At 64.9% G+C, this 25,852-nt stretch carries 13 protein-coding genes; 8 read left to right on the forward strand and 5 right to left on the reverse strand.

Features of this window, described 5'->3' with window-relative positions:
• The first annotated feature begins 45 nt into the window (after positions 1–45).
• The 4 genes from galT (at position 46) to H3T88_RS04470 (ending at position 4,351) form a co-directional block, all read left to right on the forward strand.
• Positions 46–1,329: a galactose-1-phosphate uridylyltransferase gene (gene galT / locus H3T88_RS04455; protein ID WP_198203694.1), complete on the forward strand. Its 1,284-nt coding sequence runs from the start codon at positions 46–48 to the stop codon at positions 1,327–1,329.
• The gene (galK, locus tag H3T88_RS04460; RefSeq protein ID WP_198203695.1) at positions 1,326–2,588 is read left to right on the forward strand and encodes a galactokinase; all 1,263 of its coding nucleotides are present in this window, start codon (positions 1,326–1,328) and stop codon (positions 2,586–2,588) included. The genes galT and galK overlap by 4 nt, the downstream gene beginning before the upstream one ends.
• Before the next feature lie 115 nt (positions 2,589–2,703).
• Positions 2,704–2,976 carry an ACT domain-containing protein gene (locus tag H3T88_RS04465; protein ID WP_015021435.1) on the forward strand — a complete coding sequence of 91 codons (273 nt, stop codon included), beginning with the start codon at positions 2,704–2,706 and terminating at the stop codon, positions 2,974–2,976.
• 10 nt (positions 2,977–2,986) lie between these two features.
• Entirely contained in the window at positions 2,987–4,351 is a 1,365-nt protein-coding gene (locus H3T88_RS04470; protein WP_110416876.1) for a PFL family protein, read from the forward strand.
• 15 nt (positions 4,352–4,366) lie between these two features.
• Here the strand turns inward: H3T88_RS04470 and H3T88_RS04475 are convergent, their stop codons facing one another.
• A complete protein-coding gene (locus tag H3T88_RS04475; RefSeq protein WP_110416877.1) occupies positions 4,367–5,020 on the reverse strand; it encodes a tRNA (cytidine(34)-2'-O)-methyltransferase in 654 nt (217 codons plus the stop codon).
• Between the two features lie 90 nt (positions 5,021–5,110).
• Here H3T88_RS04475 and H3T88_RS04480 point away from each other — a divergent pair, with 90 nt between their 5' ends.
• The 4 genes from H3T88_RS04480 to H3T88_RS04495 all read left to right on the forward strand — a co-directional run bounded on the left by H3T88_RS04480 (position 5,111) and on the right by H3T88_RS04495 (position 14,839).
• Positions 5,111–6,136, forward strand: a complete 1,026-nt coding sequence (locus H3T88_RS04480; protein WP_198203696.1) for an A/G-specific adenine glycosylase — start codon at positions 5,111–5,113, stop codon at positions 6,134–6,136.
• A gap of 30 nt (positions 6,137–6,166) precedes the next feature.
• The gene (locus tag H3T88_RS04485; RefSeq protein ID WP_198203697.1) at positions 6,167–6,829 is read left to right on the forward strand and encodes a hypothetical protein; all 663 of its coding nucleotides are present in this window, start codon (positions 6,167–6,169) and stop codon (positions 6,827–6,829) included.
• 194 nt (positions 6,830–7,023) lie between these two features.
• Positions 7,024–10,590: a DNA-directed RNA polymerase subunit beta gene (rpoB, locus tag H3T88_RS04490; protein WP_015021440.1), complete on the forward strand. Its 3,567-nt coding sequence runs from the start codon at positions 7,024–7,026 to the stop codon at positions 10,588–10,590.
• An 88-nt stretch (positions 10,591–10,678) separates the two neighbouring features.
• Positions 10,679–14,839 carry a DNA-directed RNA polymerase subunit beta' gene (locus tag H3T88_RS04495; RefSeq protein ID WP_015021441.1) on the forward strand — a complete coding sequence of 1,387 codons (4,161 nt, stop codon included), beginning with the start codon at positions 10,679–10,681 and terminating at the stop codon, positions 14,837–14,839.
• Positions 14,840–15,203: 364 nt separating this feature from the next.
• On the opposite strand, the gene H3T88_RS04500 is transcribed toward H3T88_RS04495, so the two are convergent.
• Genes H3T88_RS04500 through H3T88_RS04515 form a run of 4 tightly spaced genes read right to left on the reverse strand, consistent with a single transcriptional unit; the run spans position 15,204 to position 25,824 of the window.
• Positions 15,204–17,618 carry a DUF3488 and transglutaminase-like domain-containing protein gene (locus tag H3T88_RS04500; RefSeq protein ID WP_198203698.1) on the reverse strand — a complete coding sequence of 805 codons (2,415 nt, stop codon included), beginning with the start codon at positions 17,616–17,618 and terminating at the stop codon, positions 15,204–15,206.
• Complete coding sequence (locus H3T88_RS04505) at positions 17,615–18,859, reverse strand: DUF58 domain-containing protein (protein ID WP_198203699.1); 1,245 nt, start codon at positions 18,857–18,859, stop codon at positions 17,615–17,617. Before H3T88_RS04505 ends, H3T88_RS04500 begins: the two co-directional genes overlap by 4 nt.
• A gap of 3 nt (positions 18,860–18,862) precedes the next feature.
• Positions 18,863–20,395 carry an AAA family ATPase gene (locus H3T88_RS04510; protein ID WP_232347139.1) on the reverse strand — a complete coding sequence of 511 codons (1,533 nt, stop codon included), beginning with the start codon at positions 20,393–20,395 and terminating at the stop codon, positions 18,863–18,865.
• 2 nt (positions 20,396–20,397) lie between these two features.
• Positions 20,398–25,824 carry an Ig-like domain-containing protein gene (locus H3T88_RS04515; protein WP_198203700.1) on the reverse strand — a complete coding sequence of 1,809 codons (5,427 nt, stop codon included), beginning with the start codon at positions 25,822–25,824 and terminating at the stop codon, positions 20,398–20,400.
• Positions 25,825–25,852 lie beyond the last annotated feature (28 nt).

Raw genomic sequence — 25,852 nt, forward strand, 5'->3', positions numbered from 1 at the left:
AGGTTGCCATGGATTGTCAATCATCACGGACGATGAAGGAGCAGCATGAAGTCAGAGCAGTATATCCCCCAGCGGTATGTTCCCGGCGACTACGCCAGGGAGCATATCCGTATCACCCCCACCCGGCTGGCCGACGGGCGCCGGTTCTTCTACTTGGATGACGATCCTGAGTATGTCTCCGGCCGCAAGACCAGGCGTCTGGATGACCCTCGTCCGCTGACCGACCGGTTCGCCCCCCATCAGGATCAGGAGGGCAGGACGGTGCCCTTCCAGCCGCCGCAGATGCGCCGTGATCCTCTGACCGGAGACTGGATCCCCATGGCCACGGCTCGGATGAACCGGCCCATCACCGCCGGTCCGCAGGCCACCGCCAAGGGCAACCCCCTGGCCGCCAGAAAGCCCGGAGACCCCTACCAGGATGGGGAGATCCCCGATGTGGACTACAACGTGGCGGTCTTTGAGAACCGTTTCCCCTCCATGATGCAGGTGCCCGATACGCAGGCAGCCGACCAGCCTTCACTGGTGGACGGCAACCCCCTATGGCCGGTGCGCGAGGCCAACGGACGCTGTGAGGTGGTCTGCTTCGACCCTGATGAGCACGCATTGCCTGCCGATCTGCCGGTCTCCCGTCTGCGGACGGTGGTTGAGGCCTGGGCCTTCCGCACTGCTGAGATCTCGACCATGGAGGGCATCGAACAGATCTTCCCCTTCGAGAACCATGGCCAGGAGATCGGCGTCTCCCTGGCCCACCCCCACGGTCAGATCTACTGCTACCCCTTCATCGCCCCCCGGCTGGAGCAGGAGCTGAAGCAGTGCGCCGCCTACCGCGAACGCACCGGCGGCAACCTCCTGGCGGACATCCTCAGGGCCGAGCTGGACTCCGGTCGACGCATTGTCTTCCGCAACGCCACCTGGGTGGCCTATGTGCCCGCCGCCGCCCGCTGGCCCCTGGAGGTCCATATGGCCCCCGTGCGCGACGGGATCCTGAGCCTGGACCAGCTCAACGACCAGGAGCGCTGGGATCTGGCCGTCATGTATTCCACCCTGCTCAAGCGGGGCAACGCCTTCTTCGACAAGGGCGACGGCAAGGGAATGGATCTGCCCTACATCGCCGCCTGGCATCAGGCCCCGCTGCACGATTCGCGGCGGGAGGACTACCGGCTCAACCTGCAGTTCTTCTCCTTCCGTCGTGCCGTGGACAAAATCAAGTATCTTGCAGGGTCCGAGTCAGGCATGGCTGCATGGGTGTCTGACACCACCCCTGAGCGCATCGCTGACCGATTCCGCCAGCTGGGACCCCTGGACCTGGAGAATGGAGAGAATCAATGACGAGGACAGTGGAATTCATACAGCCCTGGACCCAGGGTGCTGACGGCCAAGGGGCCACCAAGGCCCGAGAGCTCTTCCGGAAGGTCTATGGCGGGGACCCCCAGGGCGTCTGGAGTGCCCCCGGCCGGGTCAATCTGATTGGCGAGCATACGGATTACAACGCCGGGCTCTGCCTGCCCATCGCCCTGCCCACTCGCACCTATGTGGCCGCCAGTCCCAGGACGGACAGTCGGGTGCGTCTGGTCTCCACCATGGATCCGGAGAACCCGGTCCAGGCTGACCTGGATGGGCTTCAGGCCCGTGGGGTGAGCGGCTGGGCGGCCTATCCGGTCGGCGTGGCTTGGGCTCTGCGGCGGGATGGCTTCCCCCAGGTTCGAGGGTTCGACCTGGCCCTGGCCTCCTGTGTGCCCGTGGGGTCCGGGTTGAGCTCCTCGGCCGCCATGACCTGTGCAGTGGCCCTGGCCCTGGATGACCTGTTCGGTCTGGGTCTGGGCGGCGACGAGGGTGGCCGGGTCAGGCTGATTCAGGCCGCCATCACGGCTGAGAACGATATGGCCGGCGCATCAACCGGCGGCATGGATCAGAGCGCCGCCATGCGGTGTCGATCCGGCTGCGCCCTGCGGCTGGACTGCCGGCCGGAGCTGGATGCCATGAGCAACGTGCGCCAGGTTCCCTTTGACCTGCGGGCTGCGGGCCTGGAGCTGCTGGTCGTCGACACCAGGGCCCAGCACCAGCTCAATGATGGCCAATACGATCAGCGTCGGGCCACCTGCGAGCAGGCTGTGCATTTGCTGGGGGTGGCCAACCTGCGCCAGGCGGCAGACCAGGTCAATGGCGCCGCTGATCCGCCATCCGCCCTGGCTGCGCTGCTTGAGCAACTGCCCGATGAGACCATGCGTCGGCGGGTCCGCCATGTCATCAGCGAGATAGGACGGGTGGACCGCTTCATCCAGGCTTTCGGCAGGTGCGATTACGTCCTGGCCGGCCGCCTGATCAACGCCTCCCATGACTCCCTGAGGGATGACTACGAGGTCACCTGCCCGGAGCTGGACGAGGCCGTGGACACAGCACGTCAGGGTGGGGCCTACGGAGCTCGTATGACCGGCGGCGGGTTCGGCGGATCCATCATCGCCCTGGCAGATGCCGGCAAGGGCTCCGATCTCGCCCGTGACATCGCCGAACGGTTCGCTTCCAAGGGATTCAAGGCCCCCAGGGCCCTGATCGCCCTGCCCTCCTCGGCGGCCACCCGCGAATCCTGAACCAGTCTGTAGACCCCTACGACCCTGCTTCTCCCGGCGCTCCTCTAAGCTGGGGGAGCGGGGTCCCGGTTTTCGCGGGCTCCGGTCAAGGGCGAGGTGGATGAGGAGGACGGCCATGGACAAGGCGATCATCACGGTGGTGGGCAAGGATGCCATAGGCATCATCGGCAAGGTCTGCACAGACCTCTCCCAGCAGGGTGTCAATGTGCTGGATATTTCGCAGACCATTCTGGACGGCTTCTTCACCATGATGATGATTGTTGACTGCACCGCCTGCCGGGATGATTTCGATGCACTGAGCCAGCGGATGGAATCCCTGGGAGAGGATATCGGAGTCTCCATCCGCTGTCAGCGCGAGGAGATCTTCACCAGGATGCACCGGGTCTAAGGAGGCGGCCATGATCACACGCGACGAGGTCCTGGAGACCAACGACATGATCGACCGGGAGCGCCTGGACGTGCGCACCATCACCATGGGCATCAGCCTGCTGGATTGTGTGAGCGGGGATGTGGACATGCTCTGTCGGAACATCCATCGCAAGATCGTCTCCCTGGCCGGCGACCTGGTGTCCACTGGGGACTCCATCGCCCGCGAGTACGGCATTCCCATCGTCAACAAGCGCATCACCGTCACCCCTATCTCACTGGTGGCCGCCGGAGCCTGCCATTCCGTGGAAGACTATGTAGCCGTGGCCAAGGTCCTGGACCGTTCGGCCCAGGAGGTCGGTGTCAACCTGATTGGTGGCTATTCGGCCCTGGTCGGCAAGGGCATGACCCCGGCCGAACGGCTGCTGATCAAGTCACTGCCCAGGGCCCTGAGCCAGACGGAACGGGTCTGCGCCAGCGTCAACGTGGGCTCCACCAGGACCGGTATCGACATGGATGCCGTAGCTCTGATGGGACGGGTCGTCAAGGCCACTGCCGAGAGCACCGCCGACTCGGACAGCTCCGGCTGCACCAAGCTGGTGGTCTTCTGCAACGCTCCGGACGACAACCCTTTCATGGCCGGTGGTTTCCATGGGGTCAGCCAGGGATCGGCCGTCATCAACGTGGGGGTCTCCGGTCCCGGCGTGGTCAAGACCGCCTTGGAATCAGCAAGGGGAGCGGACTTCGGGCAGCTCTGCGAGACCATCAAGAGGACGGCCTTCAAGATCACCCGGGTGGGGCAGCTGGTGGCCCAGGAGGCCAGCCGTCGCCTGGACGTGCCCTTCGGGATCATCGACCTGTCCCTGGCCCCCACCCCAGCGGTGGGGGACTCGGTGGGCGAAGTCCTACAGACCATGGGCCTGGAGCAGGTGGGCGCACCCGGGACCACAGCGGCCCTGGCCATCCTCAACGATCAGGTCAAGAAGGGCGGCATCATGGCTTCCAGCTCGGTGGGCGGGCTGTCCGGGGCCTTCATTCCCGTGTCCGAGGACGCCGCCATGATCCAAGCTGCACAAGAGGGGAGTCTGACCCTGGAGAAGCTTGAGGCCATGACCTGCGTCTGCTCGGTGGGGCTGGATATGATTCCCATCCCTGGGGACACTTCCGCCGAATCCATCTCCGGCCTTATCGCCGACGAGGCGGCCATCGGCATGATCAATCAGAAGACCACCGCAGTCAGGGTCATTCCTGTCATTGGCAAGCAGGTGGGTGAGTGGGCCGAGTTCGGCGGGCTCATGGGTGGTGGGCCGGTCGTGCCTGTCAATACCCGCTCCTGTGCCGACTTCGTCAACCGAGGCGGACATATCCCGGCGCCCATTCACAGTTTCAAGAATTGAGCGCGCTCGCGGTGTTCAGCGACCGCCTTGGAATCCCAGCTGCCGCCAGGCCTCGTAGATGGCGATGGAGGCGCAGTTGGTCAGGTTCAGGCTGCGCAGACTGGGCCGCATGGGCAGCCTGACCTGTTCGGCCACGTGAGGGCCGGCCATGATCTCCATGGGGTCGGGGATGTCGCCGGGCTCGGGTCCGAACAGGAGGATGTCGTCGGGCCGGTAGCTGACCTCGGTATAGAGTTTGTCGGCGTGGGCGGTGAAGGCGATGATCCGGCTGCCGGGCATGGAGCGAACAAGGTCGTCGAAGTCCGGGTGCAGGACCACATGGGCCATGTCGTGGTAGTCCAGGCCGGCGCGGCGCAGCTTGGTGTCTTTGAGGTTGAAGCCCAGGGGCTCTATCAGGTGCAGGATGGTGCCGGTCACGGCGCACAGGCGGATGGCCGAGCCGGTGTTGCCGGGGATTCGTGGCGAGTAGTAGCACAGGTGGGGTGTGGAGGTCTTCACCCGACTGGCCTGATCGGCCTTCATCATGGCGTCCACCACGGAGATGGGATTGCCGTGTGCGTCGGTGACCAGCTCATCGGGACCATAGTTCGATTTGCGGTATCCGTACTCGTACATGCTTTCGACAGCCTTCGACGGGTCGCCTGACTGCTCCTGCTCCTGCCTGTTCATGAGGCCAACCTACCGTCGCCAAACGACAGGTGAGGCAGTGTCGGTCGGCACCGTCGGGCAAAATACGGCGGTTGAATGAGACGGAATCGGATGGCGAAGGGCGGTGTGACCATGGAGAACACGGAAGCGGCCTTGGTGGAGATTGAGCCCATCCGCCTGCGGCTGTTCGACTGGTGGAGCCGATATGCCCGCGACCTGCCCTGGCGCTTTGGACGAACCACGCCCTGGGGGGTACTGGTCTCCGAGGTCATGAGCCAACAGACCCAGATGAGCCGGGTGGTGCCCTACTGGACGGCCTGGATGAAGGTATGGCCGGATGCGGCCTCCCTGGCTGGCGCACCCAAGGCCGAGGTCATCACGGCCTGGGGCCGGCTGGGCTACCCGCGCCGAGCCCTGCGCCTGCAGGAGTGTGCGCAGCAGGTGGCCGGCCAGTATGCAGACCGGCTGCCCCGGGATTACGACCAGCTGGTGGCCCTGCCCGGCATCGGCGACTACACGGCCAGCGCTGTCATGAGCTTTGCCTACGGCGAGAGGATTGCCGTCATCGACACCAACATCCGCAGGGTGCTGTCCAGGGTATTCCTGGGGCGCGAATCCACCGGGGGCGCTGCCAGCCGTGAGGAGCGCCAGCTGGCCTGGCAGGTCCTGCCCGAGGACGAGGGAACCGAGGCTGTCGACGCCCAGGACAGCGGTGCTCAGGAAGATAGTGACCGTTTGGGGCTGGCTGATCCGCAGGTTCGGTCGGCAGCCTGGCGGGAGCCGCCCTCGGCACGATGGAACCAGGCTGTCATGGAGCTGGGCGCCACGGTCTGCATAGCTCGCAAGCCGGCCTGTGACATCTGTCCCCTGGCCGGCCATTGCCGCTTTCTCAAGGCTGGGCTGCCAGGTCTAGGCGCGGGCAGGACCAGGCCCCGGCAGCGTTTCGCAGGCACCGACCGGCAGGTCCGCGGTGCAATTCTTCAGGCCCTGCGGCGGGCTTCGGGCGCACCTGTCGCCAGGAAAGACCTGAAACCCCTGTGCGACGACGAAATCCGACTTGATCGGTGCGTCGCCTCCCTGGACGAGGACGGTCTTCTGGAGATCGGCCAGGACGGCAGCCTGAGTCTGCCACGGTGAAGGCCGCCCTGGCGATTAGACTGGAGAAGTATGGCCAAGCGACGCATGAGCGAGAAGAAACGGCGGATGTACCGTCGCCGGAGGATCGCGGCCGCCCTGCTGGCGGTGCTCTTCCTGCTGGTCTGTGCTGGCCTGGTCTGGGGCGTGGGGGCCGGCATCAGAGCCCTGCGCGGAGGCGATGGGGGCCAGGGTGCCTCTACCAGCGCCCAGCAGTCCGCAAAGACGAAATCCAAAGACAAGGACAGGCAGGGCAAAGATCAGAAGAAGGATGCCGGCAGGAAGCGTTCCTCAGGAGCCCCTGACTGTGGCAAAGGGGACCTGGCGCTGGAGCTGGCTGCGCCCGATCCCAGCACTGAGGTCGGCGGATCCATCGACTTCACGGCGACCATCCGGCACAAGGGAACGGGCTCATGCCTGGTGGACGGTTCCGACGGAGGCCGGGTGCTGGTCATCACCAGCGGCCAGGATACCGTCTGGCGCTCCGATGCCTGCCCGGTGGGGGCGCGCACCCTGCTCATGGCCACCGGCGACAAGGATGTGCAGACCATCACCTGGCATGCCGACAGGAGCCAGGAGAGCTGCCAGCCCGACCAGGAGCTGCCTTGGGTCAAGGCCGGCTCCTATCAGGCCAAGCTGGTGCTCAAGGCCGATTCGCACGTAGTCTCCCAGCAAGTGCCGGTCATGGTTCAATAGCAGCTTTTCCAAGACGACACGCCGATTGTGTTTAGGGTTCTTGTCTGCTATAGTTTTGTCTTTGCATGAGGTGTGTCATATAGCGGGCATGCATCATCGAGGAGGTGCCCGCGAATAGGCATATGGCGGCCATTCGGCATCTCCCTGGGGTAACAGGAATGATCGAGTACGGCGAGCGATAAGGAACGTCCATTTTGGCTGCCAATAAAGCTGTAAGTAGTACCACCGCCACGCAGGCACGCGCTGACGAACACGACATCAAACTGCACAAGGCCACCGATCGTGTCAATTTCGGATCCATCCGTGAACCCATCGAGGTACCCTACCTCCTGGGCGTGCAGACCGATAGCTTCGACTGGCTGGTCGGCAATGACCGCTGGAAGAAGAGGGTCGAAGAGGATCAGGTCAACGGGACCCATACCGTGGCTCCCGTCTCCGGCCTGGATGAGGTCTTCCAGGAGATCTCGCCCATTGAGAACTTCGCCCAGACCATGAGCCTGACCTTCTCGGATCCCTACTTCGAGGAGCCCCGGCACACGGTTCAGGAGTGCAAGGAGAAGGACTACACCTACTCCGCCCCCCTGTACGTGAACGCCGAGTTCGAGAACGGGGACACCGGCGAGATCAAGTCCCAGACCGTCTTCATGGGCGACTTCCCGCTGCAGACCCCCCACGGCACCTTCATCATCGGCGGCTCGGAGCGCGTCATCGTCTCCCAGCTGGTCCGCTCTCCCGGCGTCTACTTCGACCGCACCCAGGACCGCAACTCCGACAAGGAGGTCTTCGGGGCCAAGATCATCCCCAGCCGTGGTGCCTGGCTGGAGTTCGAGATCGACAAGCGCGATGTGCTGGGCGTGCGCGTGGACCGCAAGCGCAAGCAGTCCGCCATCGTCTTCCTCATGGCCATCGGAATGACCAAGCCGCAGATCCGAAAGGCCTTCAAGGGTTACCCGCTGGTGCTGGACGCCCTGGAGAAGGAGACCATCGAGACCCAGGACGAGGCCCTGACCGACCTCTACCGCAAGATCCGGCCTGCGGACACCGCCTCTCCCGAGGCCGGCCGCAACCTGCTGGATTCCTTCTATTTCAACACCAAGCGCTACGACCTTGCCCGGGTCGGCCGCTACAAGATCAACCGCAAGCTGGGTCTTGAGGCCGACTTCAACGACCGCAGCCTGCACCCCGAGGACATCATCGCCACCCTGAAGTACCTGGTGACCCTGCATGCCGGCGGGCAGACCTTCCCCGGCCGCCGCGACGGCCAGGACATCGAGCTACGGGTGGACGTGGACGACATCGACCACTTCGGCAACCGTCGCATCCGCCAGGTGGGCGAGCTGATCCAGAACCAGCTGCGCACCGGTCTGAGCCGTATGGAGCGTGTGGTCCGCGAGAGGATGACCACACAGGATGCCGAGGCCATCACCCCGCAGTCCCTGATCAACATCCGCCCGGTCAACGCCACCATCAAGGAGTTCTTCGGAACCTCCCAGCTGAGCCAGTTCATGGATCAGAACAACCCGCTGGCCGGCGTGACCAACAAGCGCCGTCTCTCGGCCCTGGGCCCCGGCGGTCTGTCCCGCGACCGTGCCTCCATGGAGGTGCGCGACGTGCACCCCTCCCACTACGGACGCATGTGCCCCATCGAGTCCCCTGAAGGCCCCAACATCGGCCTGATCGGCTCCCTGGCCACCTTCGCCCGGGTCAACCCCTTCGGCTTCATCGAGACCCCCTACCGCAAGGTCATTGATGGCCAGGTGACCGACGACGTGGTCTACATGACCGCCGACCAGGAGTCCGAGCACACCATCGCCCAGGCCAACCAGGAGATCGACGAGACCGGACACTTCGTCGAGGACGAGGCCCTGGTGCGTGACGCCGAGGCCGAGGCCAAGGATGTGCCCGTCTCCCAGGTGGACCTGATGGATGTCTCCCCCCGGCAGATGGTTTCGGTGGGTGCCTCCCTGATTCCGTTCCTGGAGCACGACGAGGGCCACCGAGCACTGATGGGCACCAACATGCAGCGTCAGGCCGTCCCCCTGGTCAAGTCCGAGCGTCCCCTGGTGGGCACGGGCTCCGAGTGGCGTTCCGCAATCGACTCGGGCGATGTCATCCTGGCCGAGAAGCCGGGCGTGGTCACCTACGTCTCCGCCGACATCATCCGCGTCATGAATGACGACGGCACCCAGTCCTCCTACAAGCTGGCCAAGTTCCAGCGGTCCAACCAGACCACCTGCTACAACCAGGTTCCCCTGATCAAGGACGGGGAGCGGGTCGAGGCCGGTACTGTCCTGGCTGACGGCCCAGCCACCCAGAAGGGCGAGATGGCCCTGGGCAAGAACGTCCTGGTGGCCTTCATGCCCTGGAACGGCTACAACTACGAGGACGCCGTCATCATCTCCCAGCGGCTGGTCCAGGACGACACCCTGAGCTCCATCCACATCGAGGAGTACGAGACCGACGCCCGGGAGACCAAGCTGGGCGCCGAGGAGATCACCCGTGACCTGCCCAACGTGGGCGAGGATGCGGTGGCCAACCTGGACGAGCGCGGCATCATCCGCATCGGCGCCGAGGTCGAGGCCGGGGACATCCTGGTCGGCAAGGTCACCCCCAAGGGCGAGACCGAGCTGACCCCCGAGGAGCGGCTCCTGCGGGCCATCTTCGGCGAGAAGAGCCGCGAGGTGCGCGACACCAGCCTGCGGGTGCCCCACGGCGAGACCGGCACGGTCATCGAGGTCAAGGAGGTCACCCGCGAGGATGCCGAGGAGGACGGCGACGAGCTGCCCAACGGCGTCAACCGGATGATCCGGGTCTACATCGCCCAACACCGCAAGATCACCCAGGGCGACAAGCTCTCCGGCCGTCACGGCAACAAGGGCGTCATCTCGAGGATTCTGCCCGAGGAGGATATGCCTTTCATGGCCGATGGCACCCCCATCGACATCATGCTCAACCCCCTGGGCGTGCCCTCCCGTATGAACCTGGGCCAGGTCCTGGAGCTCCACCTGGGGTGGATTGCCCACTCCGGCTGGGACATCAGCCTGGATCCCGACCTGGAGGCCGAGTGGAAGAAGCACATCCCGGCAGGTGCAGAGAAGGCCGAGCCCGGCACCGCAGTGGCCACCCCGGTCTTCGACGGTGTGCGTGAGGATGCCTTGAACGGTCTGCTCAAGACCACCCTGCCCAACCGTGACGGCGAGCGCCTGGTGGGCGACGACGGCAAGGCCGTGCTCTACGACGGCCGCACCGGCGAGCCCTTCACCAAGCCCATCTCCGTGGGCTACATGTACATGCTCAAGCTCCACCACCTGGTGGACGACAAGATCCATGCCCGGTCCACCGGCCCCTACTCCATGATCACCCAGCAGCCCCTGGGCGGCAAGGCCCAGTTCGGCGGCCAGCGCTTCGGCGAGATGGAGGTCTGGGCCCTGGAGGCCTACGGCGCCGCCTACACCCTGCACGAGATGATGACAACCAAGTCCGACGACGTGGACGGCCGCGTCCGGGCCTACGGAGCCATCGTGCGCGGGGAGAACCTGCCGGCGGCCGGCATCCCCGAATCCTTCAAGGTGCTGCTCAAGGAGATGCAGTCGCTCTCCTTGAACGTGGAGGTGCTCAACGCGGAAGGCAACGTGATCGAGATGAAGGATGAGGACGACGACCCGAGCGCCGCCTCCGACGACCTGGGCTTCAACATCGGCGCCCGCCCGGACGCTTCCGCCAAGGCCGACCAGTCCGCTCCCGAGCCGGAGTACCGCTGAACCACCAGTCACAGGGATGCCCGACTGACGGGCATCCCGCCAAGAGGCAAACTTCAGAGCAGTTACAAGATCAGAGACAGGACACAGAGTGCTGGACGTCAATGCATTTGACAAACTGAGAATCGGACTGGCCACGGCCGACGACATCCGCGGCTGGAGCTATGGCGAGGTCAAGAAACCCGAAACCATCAACTACCGTACCTTGAAGCCCGAGAAGGACGGCCTGTTCGGCGAGCAGATCTTCGGACCCACCCGTGACTGGGAATGCGCCTGCGGCAAGTACAAGCGCGTGCGCTTCAAGGGGATCGTCTGCGAGCGCTGCGGCGTGGAGGTCACCCGCTCCCGCGTCCGCCGCGAGCGTATGGGCCACATCGAGCTGGCCGCCCCCGTTACCCACATCTGGTTCTTCAAGGGCGTGCCCTCCCGGCTGGGATACCTGCTGGACATCGCGCCCAAGGACCTGGAGAAGGTCATCTACTTCGCGGCCTACATGGTCACCAAGGTGGATGAGGAGCAGCGCCACAAGGATCTGCCCGACCTGCAGGACGAGTTCGACAACGAGATCAACCAGCTGGAGAAGAAGCGCGACCTGGAGATCGACAAGCGCGCCAAGAAGCTGGAAGAGGACCTGGCCGAGCTGGAGAAGACCGACGAGGTCAAGGGTTCCATGAAGGCACGTCTGCGCAACGGGGCCGAGCGGGACATGACCGCCATCCGCAAGCGCTACGATGACCAGATTCAGAGGATCACAGCCGTCTTCGACCGCTTCAAGACCCTGAAGCCCGGCGACATGGAGGGTGACGTGGATCTGTGGCGGGAGATGCAGGACCGCTACGGTGACTACTTCGAGGGCTGCATGGGCGCCGAGGCCATCAAGAAGCGCCTGCAGGACTTCGACCTGGAGGGTGCCGCCAAGGAGCTCCGTCACGAGATCGACACCGGCTCCGGCCAGCGCAAGGCCCGTGCCCTCAAGCGGCTCAAGGTGGTCTCCGCCTTCCTGAACACCGGCAACAAGCCCGAGGCCATGGTCCTGGACGTCGTCCCGGTCATCCCGCCCGACCTGCGCCCCATGGTGCAGCTGGACGGCGGCCGCTTCGCCACCTCCGACCTGAACGACCTCTATCGGCGCGTCATCAACCGCAACAACAGGCTCAAGCGCCTGATCGAGCTGGGCGCCCCCGAGATCATGCTCAACAACGAGAAGCGCATGCTCCAGGAGGCCGTGGACTCCCTCTTCGACAACGGCCGCCGTGGTCGCCCCGTTACCGGAGCCTCCAACCGCCCCCTGAAGTCCTTGGCGGATATGCTCAAGGGCAAGCAGGGCCGCTTCCGTCAGAACCTGCTGGGCAAGCGTGTGGACTACTCCGGCCGTTCCGTGATCGTGGTCGGGCCCTCCCTGCGCATGCACCAGTGCGGCCTGCCCAAGCCCATGGCCCTGGAGCTCTTCAAGCCCTTCGTCATCAAGCGGCTGGTGGACCTCAACTACGCGCAGAACATGAAGAGCGCCAAGCGGCTGGTCGACCGCGGCGACCCCGAGGTCTGGGGCGTGCTGGAGGAGGTCATCTCCGAGCATCCCGTCCTGCTCAACCGTGCGCCTACGCTGCACCGTCTGGGCATCCAGGCCTTTGAGCCCATCCTGGTCGAGGGCAAGGCCATCCACCTGCCCCCGCTGGCCTGCGCGGCCTTCAACGCCGACTTCGACGGCGACCAGATGGCGGTCCACCTGCCCCTGTCGGCAGAGGCCCAGGCTGAGGCCCGCTCGCTCATGCTGGCCTCCGACAACATCCTCAAGCCCGCCGACGGCCACACGGTAACCATGCCCTCCCAGGACATGATTCTGGGTCTGTACTACCTGACCACCGTGGTTGACGGCGCCAAGGGCCAGGGCCGGATCTTCTCCAGCCTGGCCGAGGCCCGGATGGCCCTGGACCTGGGTGAGATCGACATGCAGGCCAAGATCCTGCTTCGGGTGCCCGCCGACTTCGTCATGCCCAAGAACTGGGAGCCAGGCGACCTCAAGGTCGTCGACCCCGAGCCCGGCAGCCCCGACGTGGTCAAGGAGGAGGTCTTCAAGGACGGCTCCAGGCTCTTCGCCACCAACTACGGGCGGGTCCTGTTCAACCGGACGCTGCCTGTGGACTACCCCTTCATCAACGAGCAGGTGCCCAAGGGCAAGCTGTCCGGCATCGTGGACGACATCGCCACCCGGTACTCGACCGCCCAGGTCGCGGCCACCCTGGATGCCCTGAAGGATCTGGGCTTCACCCGGGCCCAGTGGTCCGGCGTGACCATGGCCTTCTCCGACATCGTGGTGCCGCCCGAGCGCAGCGAGATCGTCAACGAGTACCAGGGGCAGGCCGCCAAGGTCAACTCCCAGTACGACATGGGTCTGCTGACCGACGAGGAGCGCCGTCAGGAGCTGATCAACCTGTGGACCGAGTGCACCGACAAGGTGGCTGACGCCATGCAGGAGCACTTCACTCCGGACAACAACGTGAACATCATGGTTCAGTCCGGGGCGCGAGGCAACTGGATGCAGATTCGCCAGATCGCCGGTATGCGAGGCCTGGTGGCCAACCCCAAGGGCGAGATCATCCCTCGACCGGTCAAGTCCAACTACCACGACGGCCTGTCGGTGCTGGAGTACTTCATCTCCCAGCACGGCGCCCGCAAGGGTCTGGCCGACACCGCACTGCGCACCGCCGAGTCGGGCTACCTGACCCGTCGTCTGGTCGACGTCTCCCAGGATGTGATCGTGCGCGAGGAGGACTGCGGCACCATGCGCGGTCTGACAATGAAAGTGGCCGAACGCGACGAGCAGGGCAACCTGGTCCTGGTCAAGGCCGCCGACGGCGGACCCTACTCCAGGCTCCTGGCCGCCGATGTCATCGACCCCAAGGATGGCAAGACCGTGCTCTACAAGCGCGGTGACGCCCTGTCCATGGACGTGCTTCGCGACATGGTCGCCCACGGCGTGGAGGAGGTCAAGGCCCGCTCGGTCCTGACCTGCGAGTCCACCCGCGGGGTTTGCGCCAAGTGCTACGGCTGGTCCCTGGCCACCAACAAGCTGGTGGATGTGGGTGAGGCCGTGGGCATTGTGGCCGCCCAGTCCATCGGCGAGCCCGGCACCCAGCTGACGCTGCGTTCCTTCCACTCCGGCGGCGTGGCTTCGGCCTCCGACATCACCCAGGGTCTTCCCCGTGTCACCGAGCTCTTCGAGGCCCGTACCCCCAAGGGCGAGGCTCCCATCGCGGAGTTCCCCGGCACCGTCAAGGTGGAGGACACCGATCGCGGTCGTCAGGTGACCCTGACCCCGGACGACACCTCTGTGGAGGCGCTGACCTACCCGGTCACCCGCCGTGCGCCCATGATGGTCAAGGACGGACAGCACGTCGAGGCCGGCACCCAGCTGATCGAGGGCTCCGTGGATCCCAAGAAGATCCTGCGCATCCTCGGCCCGCGCGCCGCCCAGGTGAACATCGTCAACGAGGTGCACACGGTCTACCGCTCCCAGGGCGTGGACATCCACGACAAGCACATCGAGGTCATCGTCCACCAGATGCTCCGCCGCGTCACGGTCATCGATTCGGGCGACACCGACCTGCTGCCCGGCGAGCTGGTCGACCAGGCCAAGTTCAAGGCCGCCAACATGAAGGCCGTCAAGGCCGGTGGCAAGCCGGCCGCGGGACGTCCTGAGCTCATGGGCATCACCAAGGCCTCCCTGGCCACCGACTCCTGGCTGTCGGCCGCCTCCTTCCAGGAGACGACCCGCGTGCTCACCGAGGCCGCCCTGAACCAGAAGGTCGACGACCTGAAGGGCCTCAAGGAGAACGTGATCATCGGCAAGCTGATTCCGGCCGGCACCGGCCTGGCCAGGTACCGCAACGCCACCGTTGAGCCCGACAAGGCCATCCGCGACACCATCTATCCCAACTTCGGTCTGGGCGGCGGCGACGTGGATCTGAGCGACGCCGACCTGAACGATGTGGACTTCTCCAACATCGACTTCGGGGACCTGAAGCTGGGCGACGACTTCAACCCGGACGACTTCCTCAACGACCAGGGCGGCCAGAGCCATCTGGACACCCCCAACGTGCAGGATCCGTCAGCTGCGGCCGGCGATCAGACGGCTGCCACGGGCGCGGGATCCTCGGATGCAGCCGATGGAAGTGGCTCCGATCAGAAGCCGTCCCAGCAGCCTGGTTCGGCCACCTTCTCCTCTTCGGAGGATCAGCACTCCAACCAGTGAGTGCCCGCACGGCCGGTAGCTGCAGGTCCGCTCGGGCCGGATGATCCGGCCTCGCGGATTCGGCTGCTGTGATAAAGGTTGAGGGCCAGCGCGATCTTAACGATCGCCCTGGCCCTCATCTTGTTTTTCCTGCGGTTCAGGTTACCGGCAGACAGCGGTAGACAACGACTGTCTGCCGACCGTGTCCACGCCCGTGGTCCATGGGCGCAGCAAGTTGTCCATAATTTTGTGTGTGAACCCTGGATCAGTGGGTTGGTGGGGTCCTGATTCTTGAAGCTCGATTGCAGAACATGCTCTCTTCGCTGCAATGCCACTGTCTGGGCAGGAAAGAGGCGTCATGGCGGATCCCGTGGTGATGGGCGGGTCAGTGCAGGTGCCTGGGGGAAAGCAGGGTGCGCCAGCGGCGGGTTCGTGGCAGGGATGCCAGGATGGCGGATTGAAGCTTGTCCACCAACAGCCAGCAGTCTTCGGCTTCCTGCTCATCGGAGGGGCGCCGGTCGAAAGAGGCCTGATCGGCCATACTGCGCAGTCGTTCCAGATCCCCGCGCAGTCCGGCCGACGGGGACCCTGGAGGGTCGGTCAGCAGGGTCCGGGCGATCAGATTCGCCTGTTCGCTACGGGTGCCGTCCAGGGACAGGCCAGTCTGCCTGCTCAGGTCACCGATCTGTCGCCAGCCGGCGCGGATGCGTGTCTTCGGGTCACCTGTCGACCGTGCCCGTCTGCGCAGCCAGGCTTTGACGGCTAGCAGGAGCAGAATCAGGAGAGCCGGCAGCCAGATCGGCATGGTCCAGAGTGCTGTTTTGGCTATCAGGGGTCCGTGCTGTTTCCAGAATGAGGGTGAAGACCGCCGGGATGCTTTCTGCCCGCCGACTGTGGTTCGACCCTGGGTGATCCGGTCGTCGCGGGGAGGATCGACCAGCGGAGGCGGTGGCTGGCGGACGAGAGTGCGTGGATCGGGCGGCGTGGAGTCAAGGGACCTGTCCGGGGTCCTGGTCTCCGGTGGTGTGGGGTAGAAGGGGATCCATCCGAGTCCCTTCAGATTGACCTCCACCCAGGCCTGGGCATCACGTCCCGTGAAGTCGATTCGGGTACTCCCATCCGACTCGGTCCTGGTTCGTGACCGACTGATGGAACCGTCATGGTTCTTGGGCAGGAATCCCAGGACCACCCGGGATGGCAGACCCATCTGCCTGGCCAGGAGGGCCATGGCCGAGGCGTATTGCTCGCTGTCGCCCACCATGGCCTGGCCCTGCAGGAGCTGATTGATTCGATAGTCGCCATGGCCGGAGGGCGAGGGATAGTCGCCGGCCAGACCATGGGAGAACCATCCCTCCTTGTGCAGCCGTTCCTCGATGGCCAGCGCTCTGGTGCCGCCGCGCGCCTGCATGGAGGTCATGGAGGCAGCCGCCTTGGGCAGGCTCTCAGGGGCATCCGACAGGGGAGGCACCTGCGCATCTCCCGGATCGCTGTCCGCGATGCGACGGGTTGGGGGTCGGTCTTCGGCCACGCCGTGCACCGTATAGCTGGCTCCTGCCTGTAGGGCCTGATCGGTCAGAGCAGTGTCCGTAGCCTTGTTGAAGTAGAGGTCATTCCGTTGCAGACCCAGATTCGTATCGATGCCATCGACCTGTCCAGCGGAGGGTAGCCAGGCGTGGTCGAATCCCTCCCGAATCAGAAAGGTTGCGGTAAAAGGCTGTCCGGTTTGTTTGCCGTCTTTGGTCTTCTCCTGCTGCCTTTCTGTGCGGATCTGGGCGCCGATGCGCCGATAGTCGGCGGCTCCGGCGCCTGAGGAGTCGGACAGATTCCAGACCTTGCCGTCATAGCGGTCCATGACTGCCATCCGGACCGGCGTGCCGGCGGGCAGGTTGCGTACCGTGACCAGGGTATCGTCGCGGTGTCGTTTGATATAGGCACGGTAATCACTCAAGGGGCTGGTGAACTGGTAGGGGTCCATTGGGGGCTGATAATGGTCGCGGATGACCAGCCGGGTCGGGGCGGGCAGGATGACAGCGGAGAAAATCATTCCGGCCGCCAGGACCAGGGTCAGAAGAGTGGATGCGAGTCCTTGCAGACGCAGCAACCCCAGTCCACTTGCGCTCCAAATCAGCAGGAGCAGCCAGAGGATGCCGCCCGTCAATGCCGGATAGAGGCCTCTGCTGGTCCCTAGGGCTGCTGACACAGCCATGGTGGCCAGGATGGGCAGGGTGGCTGCCAGGACGGCCACTGGGTGTGCCGGCCGTCCCGGATTGCGGCCCAGGCCATGGCGGGCCAGCAGCACCGCCAGATAGCAGGTCCAGAGCATCAGCGTCCACAGGGCCATCAGTCCGCCGGCTTCCTGGCCAAGGGGCGGGTCGATGGCTGCCAGGGTCTTGAAAGCGCCGAAGGTAGCGGACCACCCTTGTGTCAGGGTTGCCCAGGTGGGCAGGAGGTGTGCCAGGGTGGTCCCGTTCAGAGCAAAGATGGGACCCAGCAGGAATTGGGCCGCAATCAGCAGCAGAGGCTGCAGGAAAGCTGTGGCAATACCACGGTGGGGGAGCATGGCGATTAGCAGTCCGGCCAGGCAGGCTGCGGCTCCCACTGTCAGCCAGAAGGGCAGACTGCCGTAGACCGGCAACAGCTGCAGTCCGGCCAGCAGATTGAGTGCGGCCAGTTCGGCGACCAGAATGACGGGGGAGCGACGCCTTGTCGGGCCGACAGTGGATTGCAGGCCTGCCCTGCCGATCAGACGAATCGGCTCCCTCTGGACCTGCTCCATCCATGATGCGGATGATGTGCTCATGGCTGGTTCTCCAAGAGGAAGGGGAGGTCCCGAATACTACCCAAAACGGCGTTGACCAGGCCTGGCTGGGTCTGCAGGCTTGGATGAGCATCCAGGTCGGCAGCCAGCAGCATGACCGGGGAGGCGCTCTGAGCCGATTCGCCCATCAGCGCTGAGGGTTGGCGGTCGCCCAGCGAACCGGTTACCAGAATGGTCAGACTGATCTGTTCGCAAGTATCAGTCCGGTCAAGTAAATCGTAGCCGTCTTGGCGTGGGTGGATGGCACTGCAGGCGTCCAGAAAGCTACGCGGATCCTCCGTGGGCAGGGTGGTTCCATGGGCACCGGAATTGTCGGGTTCCGGGGCCAGCGCTCGCAGCCGACGGCCATCAAGCAGGCATCGGCAGCCCAAGGAGGCATAGATTTCAACTGCCAGCTCGAACTCATCTGCGTTCCGGTAGGAGGCGGCCTGGCCGTCCAGGATCAGTTCAGTCCTGGTGTGCAGGGTGGGCTCATACTGGCGGACCATCAGGGTACCGGCCCGGGCAGTGGACAACCAGTGGACCCGCTTCATATCATCGCCCGGAGCATAGGGGCGAAGGGCATGGAATTCCAGGTCGTCGTCTACAATGCCGGGACCAGGATCCCCCTCCAGGTCGCGTTCAAGTCCGGCTTCAAGGTGCGGCAGGGACACCGTGCGGGGATGGATATAGAGTTTTCGGGCATCAGCCAGAATCCGGCGACGGCGGACGAGTCCCAGCGGATCCCCGGCCTCCATGGTCACCGGGCCCAGGTCAATCACGCCACGAGACCGGGCTTCCAGTTTCAAACGGATCTGGTGACTCTGGCCGGGAGCCAGGGCCGGCAATGGCGCCATGACGGTTCCTTGGCATAGAGCCAGGCCGATTCGGCCGTGACGGGTGGGGTGGCTGCCCGGATTGGTCAGAACCAGGACCAGTTCAGCCTGACCGCCTACCTCCAGATGTCCCTGGTCCAGACGAGTTTCAGCGCTACAGGACAGGTTGCCCAGGCTCATCAGGAGCCCCAGCAGCAGGCCTGCGCCCAGTAGAACGCCCGCAAGCAGTTCACGCCATCCAGTCGGGACGAAGGCCAGTGCACAAATGAGCGCCGCCAAGGCCATAGCCCGGCCCAGGGCAGTGATCGACTGCCAAAGGTCAGCGGCCTGGGCTCGAAGGTCCTGTCTGGCTCCTGTCGAAGAGGCCGGTCTTGCTTCCTGTGCAGGTCGTCTGGCGAAGGCGGTCATGGCTCACTGCTCCCCTGTGGGGACGGGGACCTTGGCCAGTGCTTCGGCCAGCGCCTGGTGTTCATCCATGTCCGCCAGCCTGCTCTGAGCGGTCAGAATCAGCCGGTGGGCCAGGATGGGGTCGACCAGGTCCTTGATATCGTCGGGAATCACGTAGTCGCGGCCTTTGGCGCAGGCCCGAATCCTGGAGCAGCGCACTAGAGCCAGTCCGCCTCTGATGGAGGAGCCGACCCGGATGGCAGGGCTGTGCCGTGTGGCTTCGATGATGTGGATGACATATTCCATGATGGAGGAATCGCAGAAGACTTTGGATGCGCAGGTGGCCATGGCCTCCACCTGGGTGGCGTCGACCACCGGGTCGACCAGGCCAGCCCTGTCACGGATATTAGCCTCTCGAAGGATGCGCATGCTGGCATCGTGTCCCGGTGCCCCAAGTGAGGTGCGGATCAGAAAGCGGTCCATCTGAGCCTCGGGCAGGGCATAGGTGCCCAGCTGCTCGATGGGATTCTGGGTGGCCATGACCATGAATGGCCGGGGAAGGCGGTAGGTGCGGCCATCCACGGTTATCCGGCCCTCCTCCATGACCTCCAAGAGGGCTGACTGGGTCTTGGGGGAGGCCCTGTTGATCTCGTCAGCCAGAACCAGGGAGGCGAAGACCGGGCCGGGTCGGAAGGAGAATCGTCCTTGAGACTGGTCGTAGAAGGTCACGCCCAGCAGATCGGAGGGCAGCAGGTCGGGGGTGAACTGGATTCGCTTGCAGTCCACGGCAATGGAGGCTGCCAGTGCCCGCGACAGCTGGGTCTTGCCGGTGCCCGGATTGTCCTCCAGGAGCACATGGCCCCCTGCAATCAGGGCGGTGACGCAGAGGGCAATGGTTTCCTCCTTGCCCAGCACTGCCTGGCCGACATTGTCGACGATGGAGCGGAAGAGGTTGGCGAAGGTCGACACATCCATGGCGGCCTGGCTGCTGCCTGTGGTCTGGCTCGATCGTCTCTGCTGCCTGGCCCCTGCTGCCTGTTCTTCTGCTTCGGTGGAAGACCGCCGGTTCCGTCTGGTTTTTTTCGCATCTGCAGGTTCTCCGGTCCGGACTTCGTATCTGGGGGCCGAGGTTCGTCCCAGCTGGGGGTGACGGGACTGATCGGTGACATCGACGAGGTCAGGTCTGGCAGAAGATGAAGAGGATTGTGGGAACAGGTCATGGACCGGTTGGCGGACGGGGATGGTCCCGTCTTCCTCCATGGTGCGGTCCGATGGGAGGGATTCCGTCCCCGATTCCTGAGTTCTTCCTTGTTCGGCAGCCGCGGGGATACGACCGGGCCGGGTCCGGTCGTCGTTCACTGCCGGAGTGGATTCCTGCTGGCCCAAACCTGCCATGAGGGCCTGGCGCTGTCGCTTCAGTACGTCCAATCGGTCGGCAGGGATTCGTCGGCTTTCGCCGCTCGCCTCGCGTGCGGCCTTGGGGGTACCCCTCCTGGTCGCGTCATTCGGGATGGTGCCGTCCTGCTGGATGGGCTCCTGTGCGTTTCGTTCATCCATGGTCATTCATCCTTGTCTGCTGAGGGATCCCCAGACGGGTTCTTGTCGCTTGGCTTGTCGTCCTTCTTGGGCAGGGTCAGCTCCTTGGCGGCGGCGGGCGAATCGCCTTCGGAACCCACGCCACGGATGCGGGCGACGGCCCGGAAGTTCAGCGTGGCGCCCGGCTTGGCTGATCCGGCGGGCAGGGTGATGATCTGACTCAATTCCGGCTGGTTGCAGGCCAGGGTCCAGGAGGCCTCGTCGGGGTCGAGGCCATAGATGCTCACCCGGATGTCTGCGCAGGGCCGGCCATGTTCGGATCCGGGGTTCAAAACCAGCTTGACCTGGTCCTTGCCCAGGTACTCCAGAGTCTGGAATACAGGCGGATCCGGATGCGACCAGGTAGATCCAGAGGCTGAGGCCACAGGTCCTGATCCGGCCATATTGGCTGGGGTCACGCTCACTGTGCAGGCGCCTCCTGCTTCGTCATGGCCCACATCGAAGACCGCCTTGGTGGCGGTGGCCGACCGCCATCGTGGCGAACCGCATCCGGAACCCTCGCCGTGGACCGTATAGCTCTGGATGGGTGAGCCATGATTCTCTGGTGGGCGCCAGGTGACGGTCAGGGTTTCCTTGGTGCCGCCGTCCACGGTCAGAGCCTGCACGCCTCCGGGGAGTACGTCCGGTCTGGCTGCCGCCGGCGAGGATGCGGGGGACCAGCCGACTTGGTTGTGGGCTTGGACGGTGAAGGAGTAGTCATGGCCGTTGGCCAGCCCGTCGATCCGGCAGGTGACGGCATTGCCGCAGGAGCGTTGTCCCGAGCCCGCCGACGATGTGTAGGAGACCCGGTACTCGTCCACCGGACTGCCGTTGACTGCACCCGGCTCCCAGGCCAGGAGAACCGTTCCGTCGCCTGCCTGGGCGGCACCCGCCAGCATTCTGGGGGCCTGTGGGCGGTCGATGATGCCCACGGTGATGGTGGCGCTGACCCGGCGTCCCGGATCACGGCTGCCATCTTCGACCGTGGCCAGAATGGTGTTGGTGGAGGCGCCGATGTCGCGATCGGCCCTGATGGCGATTTTTCCGTCGCCCAGGTTGGTGGCTGTCAGTCGTGAGGTGTCGTCGCTGACCAGGCCGACCAGACGCAGCGGGGTGTCGGGGAAGGGGTTGAGGGCACCGTCGAACAGATCCAGCTCCAGACTCTGTCCTGCCTTGAGCCCCACCTGACGTGAGGGGACCGAAGCCAGCGGTCGGGTGGTGGCGACTATGCGGAAGGCCAGGACCGTATGCACATCGCCGGATGGACTGGTGATGTTGACCGGTAGGGTGGCCTTGGTGCCGGGTATCGCGGTCTTGTCGGCGGCCACGTTCAGCTGGCCCTGAGGACTCAGTTTGGCATGGATTGGCCCTTCAGGGTTCCCGGAGGAGAAGGTGCTGTCGGCCGGGTCGCTTCCCTGGGGCCAACGGGTCATAGCGGATAGGGAGATGGTCTGTGCCGGCTCTCCGGCCACCAAATCGATGACCGGTGCCGAAAGGACCGGCGGGGATGCTCTGCCGCCTACCACGGTGATGGGCAAGGTCAGCACAGACTCGTTGACGATGGCCTGGCCGCCTGGATCCCCGTCACGGACGGCAAAGGTCAGTGAGGCTGGCCCAGCATAGTCCTTGGCGGCGGTGAACTTCAGGGTGTGCTCGTCCACATAGGGGTCGGATCCGTCGGACTTGGTGGCCGAGACGGACTGGCGCGAGGCGATCCGTGCGGTCTTGCCCGCACCCACCCTGACCTGATCGGCGATGTCGATGGTGATGCTCTGCCCAGCCCGCACTTTAAGGGCCGGAGCCCGAGGTCTCAGGACAGGGGGAAATACCCCATAGGCAGGGACCTTCACAAAGGCCATTGAAGTGATCTTGAACCGGGTGTTGGTGACGGTGTAGGGTACGGCTCTGGCCTGGTCGGTCAGGTCGATGACCAGCTTGGTGGAGCCGGCCTCGCCTACGGTCCTGGCGTGGGCCCTTGCCCCGGGGTGAATCCCAAGGCGCAGGTCATCGAGGGTGCCGGATGGATTGTTGATGGAGTCGGCCAGATTGACTTCCACGCTGCGCTTGTCCACCGTGTCCTCGGGAGCCACCTGGTAATCCTGGGCTATGGGTGGCTGGATGGGGGCCTGGGGGTCAGAAACCACGGTCAGGGTGGCCTGGTCACTCAGACCTGCCCGGTTGCGCGCCTGATAGACCAGATAGGAGGTTCCTGGCTGTGAGGGGGCAGTCAGCCGGATCATGCCGTCCTCCACGCTGGCCTGGTCCAGGCCCTGGCGCTCCAGGTGGGGGTCCAGACTCAGGGGGTCGTCATCCCCAGCGATGTCGTTGAGCAAAACCGGCACATCGGCCACGGTCCCAGGGCGCAGCCTGACCTTGTCGTCCCTGGCGAAGACCCCGGTCACCGACGAGTCGGGAAAGACACCGATGCGGACGCGCGCCTGGGCACGCTGCCCCACCCAGTCCTCCACGGCGTAGGTGAACTCGTCGGTGCCGTGCGAGTCGGGATAGGCCTCATAGATCAGGTAGTCGGCCCCGGCTTTGACAATCCTGCCCAGTCTGGGCGCCTGGTTGCCCAAGCCGGACAGGGTGTCGCAGTCTCCGTCCGGGTCGATGCTGGTCAGCGGGACAGGGATGCGCACCTTGGTCCCGGCAGCCACCTGGGCCCGCAGGTCCTTGGGGGTGGGTGCTGGTTTGCTCGCGGGGTCGGAGACATGCACCCGGAAGGTGATCGTGCCTGAGGCTGCGTTGCCCAGATCGTCCCTGACCGTATAGGTGGCCGGGAAGTCCCCGGTGCGCTCGCTGGCCTGATACCTGACTGTGTCCCCGGATACGAAGGCCAGGCCCGCAAAAGTCCGTTGATCCGTAGCCAGCTGCTGGTCCAAGGTGACGCTGGTTCCGTCAGCGTGGGTGACCTTGTCCATGACCGAAACCGTGACCAGGCCCGATGAGCGGACCCCCACGGTCAGATTCGGGGCCTTGGGCGCCGAGACTGCCCTGCTCAAGGAGGGGGGCTGCAGGACGATGGTCCCCTGAGCGCTGCCCTCGGCGTTGGTGACCGTGTAGGCAATGCTCAGCGGGCGTGTGGGGATTTTTCTGGCTGACAGGTAGACCCTGCGGTGGTCCACGATGCCGACCTTGATGCCTGATTCAGGATTCACGTGTACATCGGTCAGGGCCAGCACTCCGCCCATGGGATCCAGGTCGTTGCCGAGCGGATCGACGATGGCGGTCTGGTCGGCCCCCAGCAGGGCCACGTCGTTGACGGGAACCGGCGGCGCGGATCCACCCTGATCGCGTTCTGCATCCAGTCTGACCAGCCCCTGGGTCTCCTGGTCCCCCTGGGCCACCCGGTAGGGCACATAATAGGTGCCCGGGTTGGCGGCGGTGGCGGTGAAGGAAAGACTCTCGGAGTCGACCTCCACCTGGATTCCGTCAGTCTTGTCGACCCGGACCAGGCGAAGGGGTTGAGCGGCATTGGCGTGTACACTCCTGCTCAGGTCCACGCTGACCTCTCGGCCGGGGGTGGCCTGGCGAATGACCGGATCGACCAGGGGGGCCAGGGTGTTGACGGGTCTGACGGTGAAGTATGTGAGTCCCTGACCGCTCATGACTCCGTCCGAAACGGTGACTTTGACAGCCAGCCGACCGGAGGTGGCCGACCCAGCGCTCATGGTCAGCTGCCCGTCAGCCCTGGTGGACAAGGATATCCGATTGGAGTTGACCGGTTCGGCGCCGACCAGGGTCAGCGGGTCCCCGTCGGGATCTTCGAAGCCGGCCAAGGCGTTGACGGTGGTCGTAGCGCCCTGCTCCACCTCATATTCGGGAGGCGTATCGCTCTGGACCGGTGCCTGGTCGCCTCGGTCCATCTTGGCCGGGGCGATGTTGAGGTCGATGCCAGCCGAGGAGACCTGTCCCCGTCCATCGGTGATGGAGTAGTTGATTCGGGCCCGGCCGGCAGGTGCGTCGCTGGCATCCACCTGCAGGTAGCGGCCGTTCATGACCGGAGTCAGGCGCAGATTCCCCTGTGAGCTGCGCGCATCCTCGATTCGCAGAACCGAGCAGTCGGTCTGGCGATCGTTGCGCAGAGGGTCCAGTAGGGCCCTGGAACCGGCCCGAATGCCCAGACTGTCGTCCTCGGCCTGGATGGGCTGGGATCCTGATCGACATGTGGCCGTGAACCGCTGGCGATTGTCGGCCGAGTCCTGGCGTTGATTGGCTTTATCTGTGTGTTTGACCTCCATGGTCCGCCACTGCGGCCGGATCACCTTGGTGGAGGATTGGGGGTTCCAAACGTCGCCAGTCAGCACGTCGTTGAGGATTACCCTCCTGTGGTTGGCCCGGAAGACCAGGTTCGAGGTGGGGCTGATGGTCTCCAGAGTGGTGGGACGCGGCCGGGGTGACCGGACCTGGGGCACGGCCGTCCCCGTCGCGCACAGCCGCAGAAAATTCCGTCCCGAGGAGGCCCAGGCCGTCCAAAGGCACCCGCCCGAGGAGACCGGCTGGGCGGGTTGGCCGCTGCCGCCGGTGTGTACGTTCTCAACCTGATTCCATGGATGATCCAGATTGACAATGTGGACGCTTTCCTGATCGGTCAGGCCCACCCAGGGTCCCTGGCGGTCCATATCCACTGGAGTGGACTGGAGCTGCAGGTCTCCCCGGTGCGGTATCCGGGTGGATCCTTGGGGCCAGTAAAGCCGATCGCCCGCCAGGAGGACGGGTCTTCCGCCAATGACGCTGAATGCTGTGGCTCGGACGGGAGCGTGGCCCGTCAGGGAGTCCAGTTCACGGTGGGCCCGGGAGTCCGGTCCGTCGATCCTCAGCACGACCCCGTCCGAGGGCCGGTAGGCGTAAACAGCTCCGGATGCGTCCACAGCGACCGCGGCCCCGGAGCCCAGGGCCAGTACAGGGTCTCGGCGTTGCGGGTCCATATCTGCCGGAGAAGTCGCCTGACCGACCCAGATCTTGCCGGTCCGTGCCTGGAAGAGGACCAGGGTGGGTCCGTTGACCATTCGCTGGATACTGGCATCCGACCGGGTGGTGTCCCCCAGGGTGGCGGTGGATGCCACTATGGGCGCCATGCCTCCCTCACGGCCCAGGATGACCGCGTATCCACTCTGAGCCAGGTCGAAGCGGTCGGTGCCCGTCGACAGGGCCACGTCAGCCTCGCCGATGTCGGGCTTGAACCGGGCCACCTTGCGCTCGTTCTGAGAGCTGATCCAGATGCTGCCGTCGTCCACCTGAACAGCACGGCGGTCCACCCCATGCATGAACAGGGCGCCCAGGATGAGCAGGACCAGCGCCGTCAGCGTGACGGCCAGGATGGCGGCAGGGCTCTTGGTGCGGACGGCCAGAGTATGCCGGAGACGCGGCCCGGCCTGGCGCATCCGCAGGAACAGTCCCTGCAAGTCCATAATCCCCTGGGTTCCTTTCCTGTCCTGC

It is taken from the genome of Bifidobacterium sp. W8110, from assembly GCF_016101375.1.
Classification (GTDB): domain Bacteria; phylum Actinomycetota; class Actinomycetes; order Actinomycetales; family Bifidobacteriaceae; genus Bombiscardovia; species Bombiscardovia asteroides.

What these genes read in the sequence shown, in the direction of transcription:
- galT (WP_198203694.1), top strand. Translation starts at nt 46, where the DNA reads ATGAAGTCAGAGCAGTATATCCCCCAGCGGTATGTTCCCGGCGACTAC.
- galK (WP_198203695.1), top strand. Translation starts at nt 1,326, where the DNA reads ATGACGAGGACAGTGGAATTCATACAGCCCTGGACCCAGGGTGCTGAC.
- H3T88_RS04465 (WP_015021435.1), top strand. Translation starts at nt 2,704, where the DNA reads ATGGACAAGGCGATCATCACGGTGGTGGGCAAGGATGCCATAGGCATC.
- H3T88_RS04470 (WP_110416876.1), top strand. Translation starts at nt 2,987, where the DNA reads ATGATCACACGCGACGAGGTCCTGGAGACCAACGACATGATCGACCGG.
- H3T88_RS04475 (WP_110416877.1), bottom strand. Translation starts at nt 5,020, where the DNA reads ATGAACAGGCAGGAGCAGGAGCAGTCAGGCGACCCGTCGAAGGCTGTC.
- H3T88_RS04480 (WP_198203696.1), top strand. Translation starts at nt 5,111, where the DNA reads ATGGCGAAGGGCGGTGTGACCATGGAGAACACGGAAGCGGCCTTGGTG.
- H3T88_RS04485 (WP_198203697.1), top strand. Translation starts at nt 6,167, where the DNA reads ATGGCCAAGCGACGCATGAGCGAGAAGAAACGGCGGATGTACCGTCGC.
- H3T88_RS04500 (WP_198203698.1), bottom strand. Translation starts at nt 17,618, where the DNA reads ATGAGCACATCATCCGCATCATGGATGGAGCAGGTCCAGAGGGAGCCG.
- H3T88_RS04505 (WP_198203699.1), bottom strand. Translation starts at nt 18,859, where the DNA reads ATGACCGCCTTCGCCAGACGACCTGCACAGGAAGCAAGACCGGCCTCT.
- H3T88_RS04510 (WP_232347139.1), bottom strand. Translation starts at nt 20,395, where the DNA reads ATGGATGAACGAAACGCACAGGAGCCCATCCAGCAGGACGGCACCATC.
- H3T88_RS04515 (WP_198203700.1), bottom strand. Translation starts at nt 25,824, where the DNA reads ATGGACTTGCAGGGACTGTTCCTGCGGATGCGCCAGGCCGGGCCGCGT.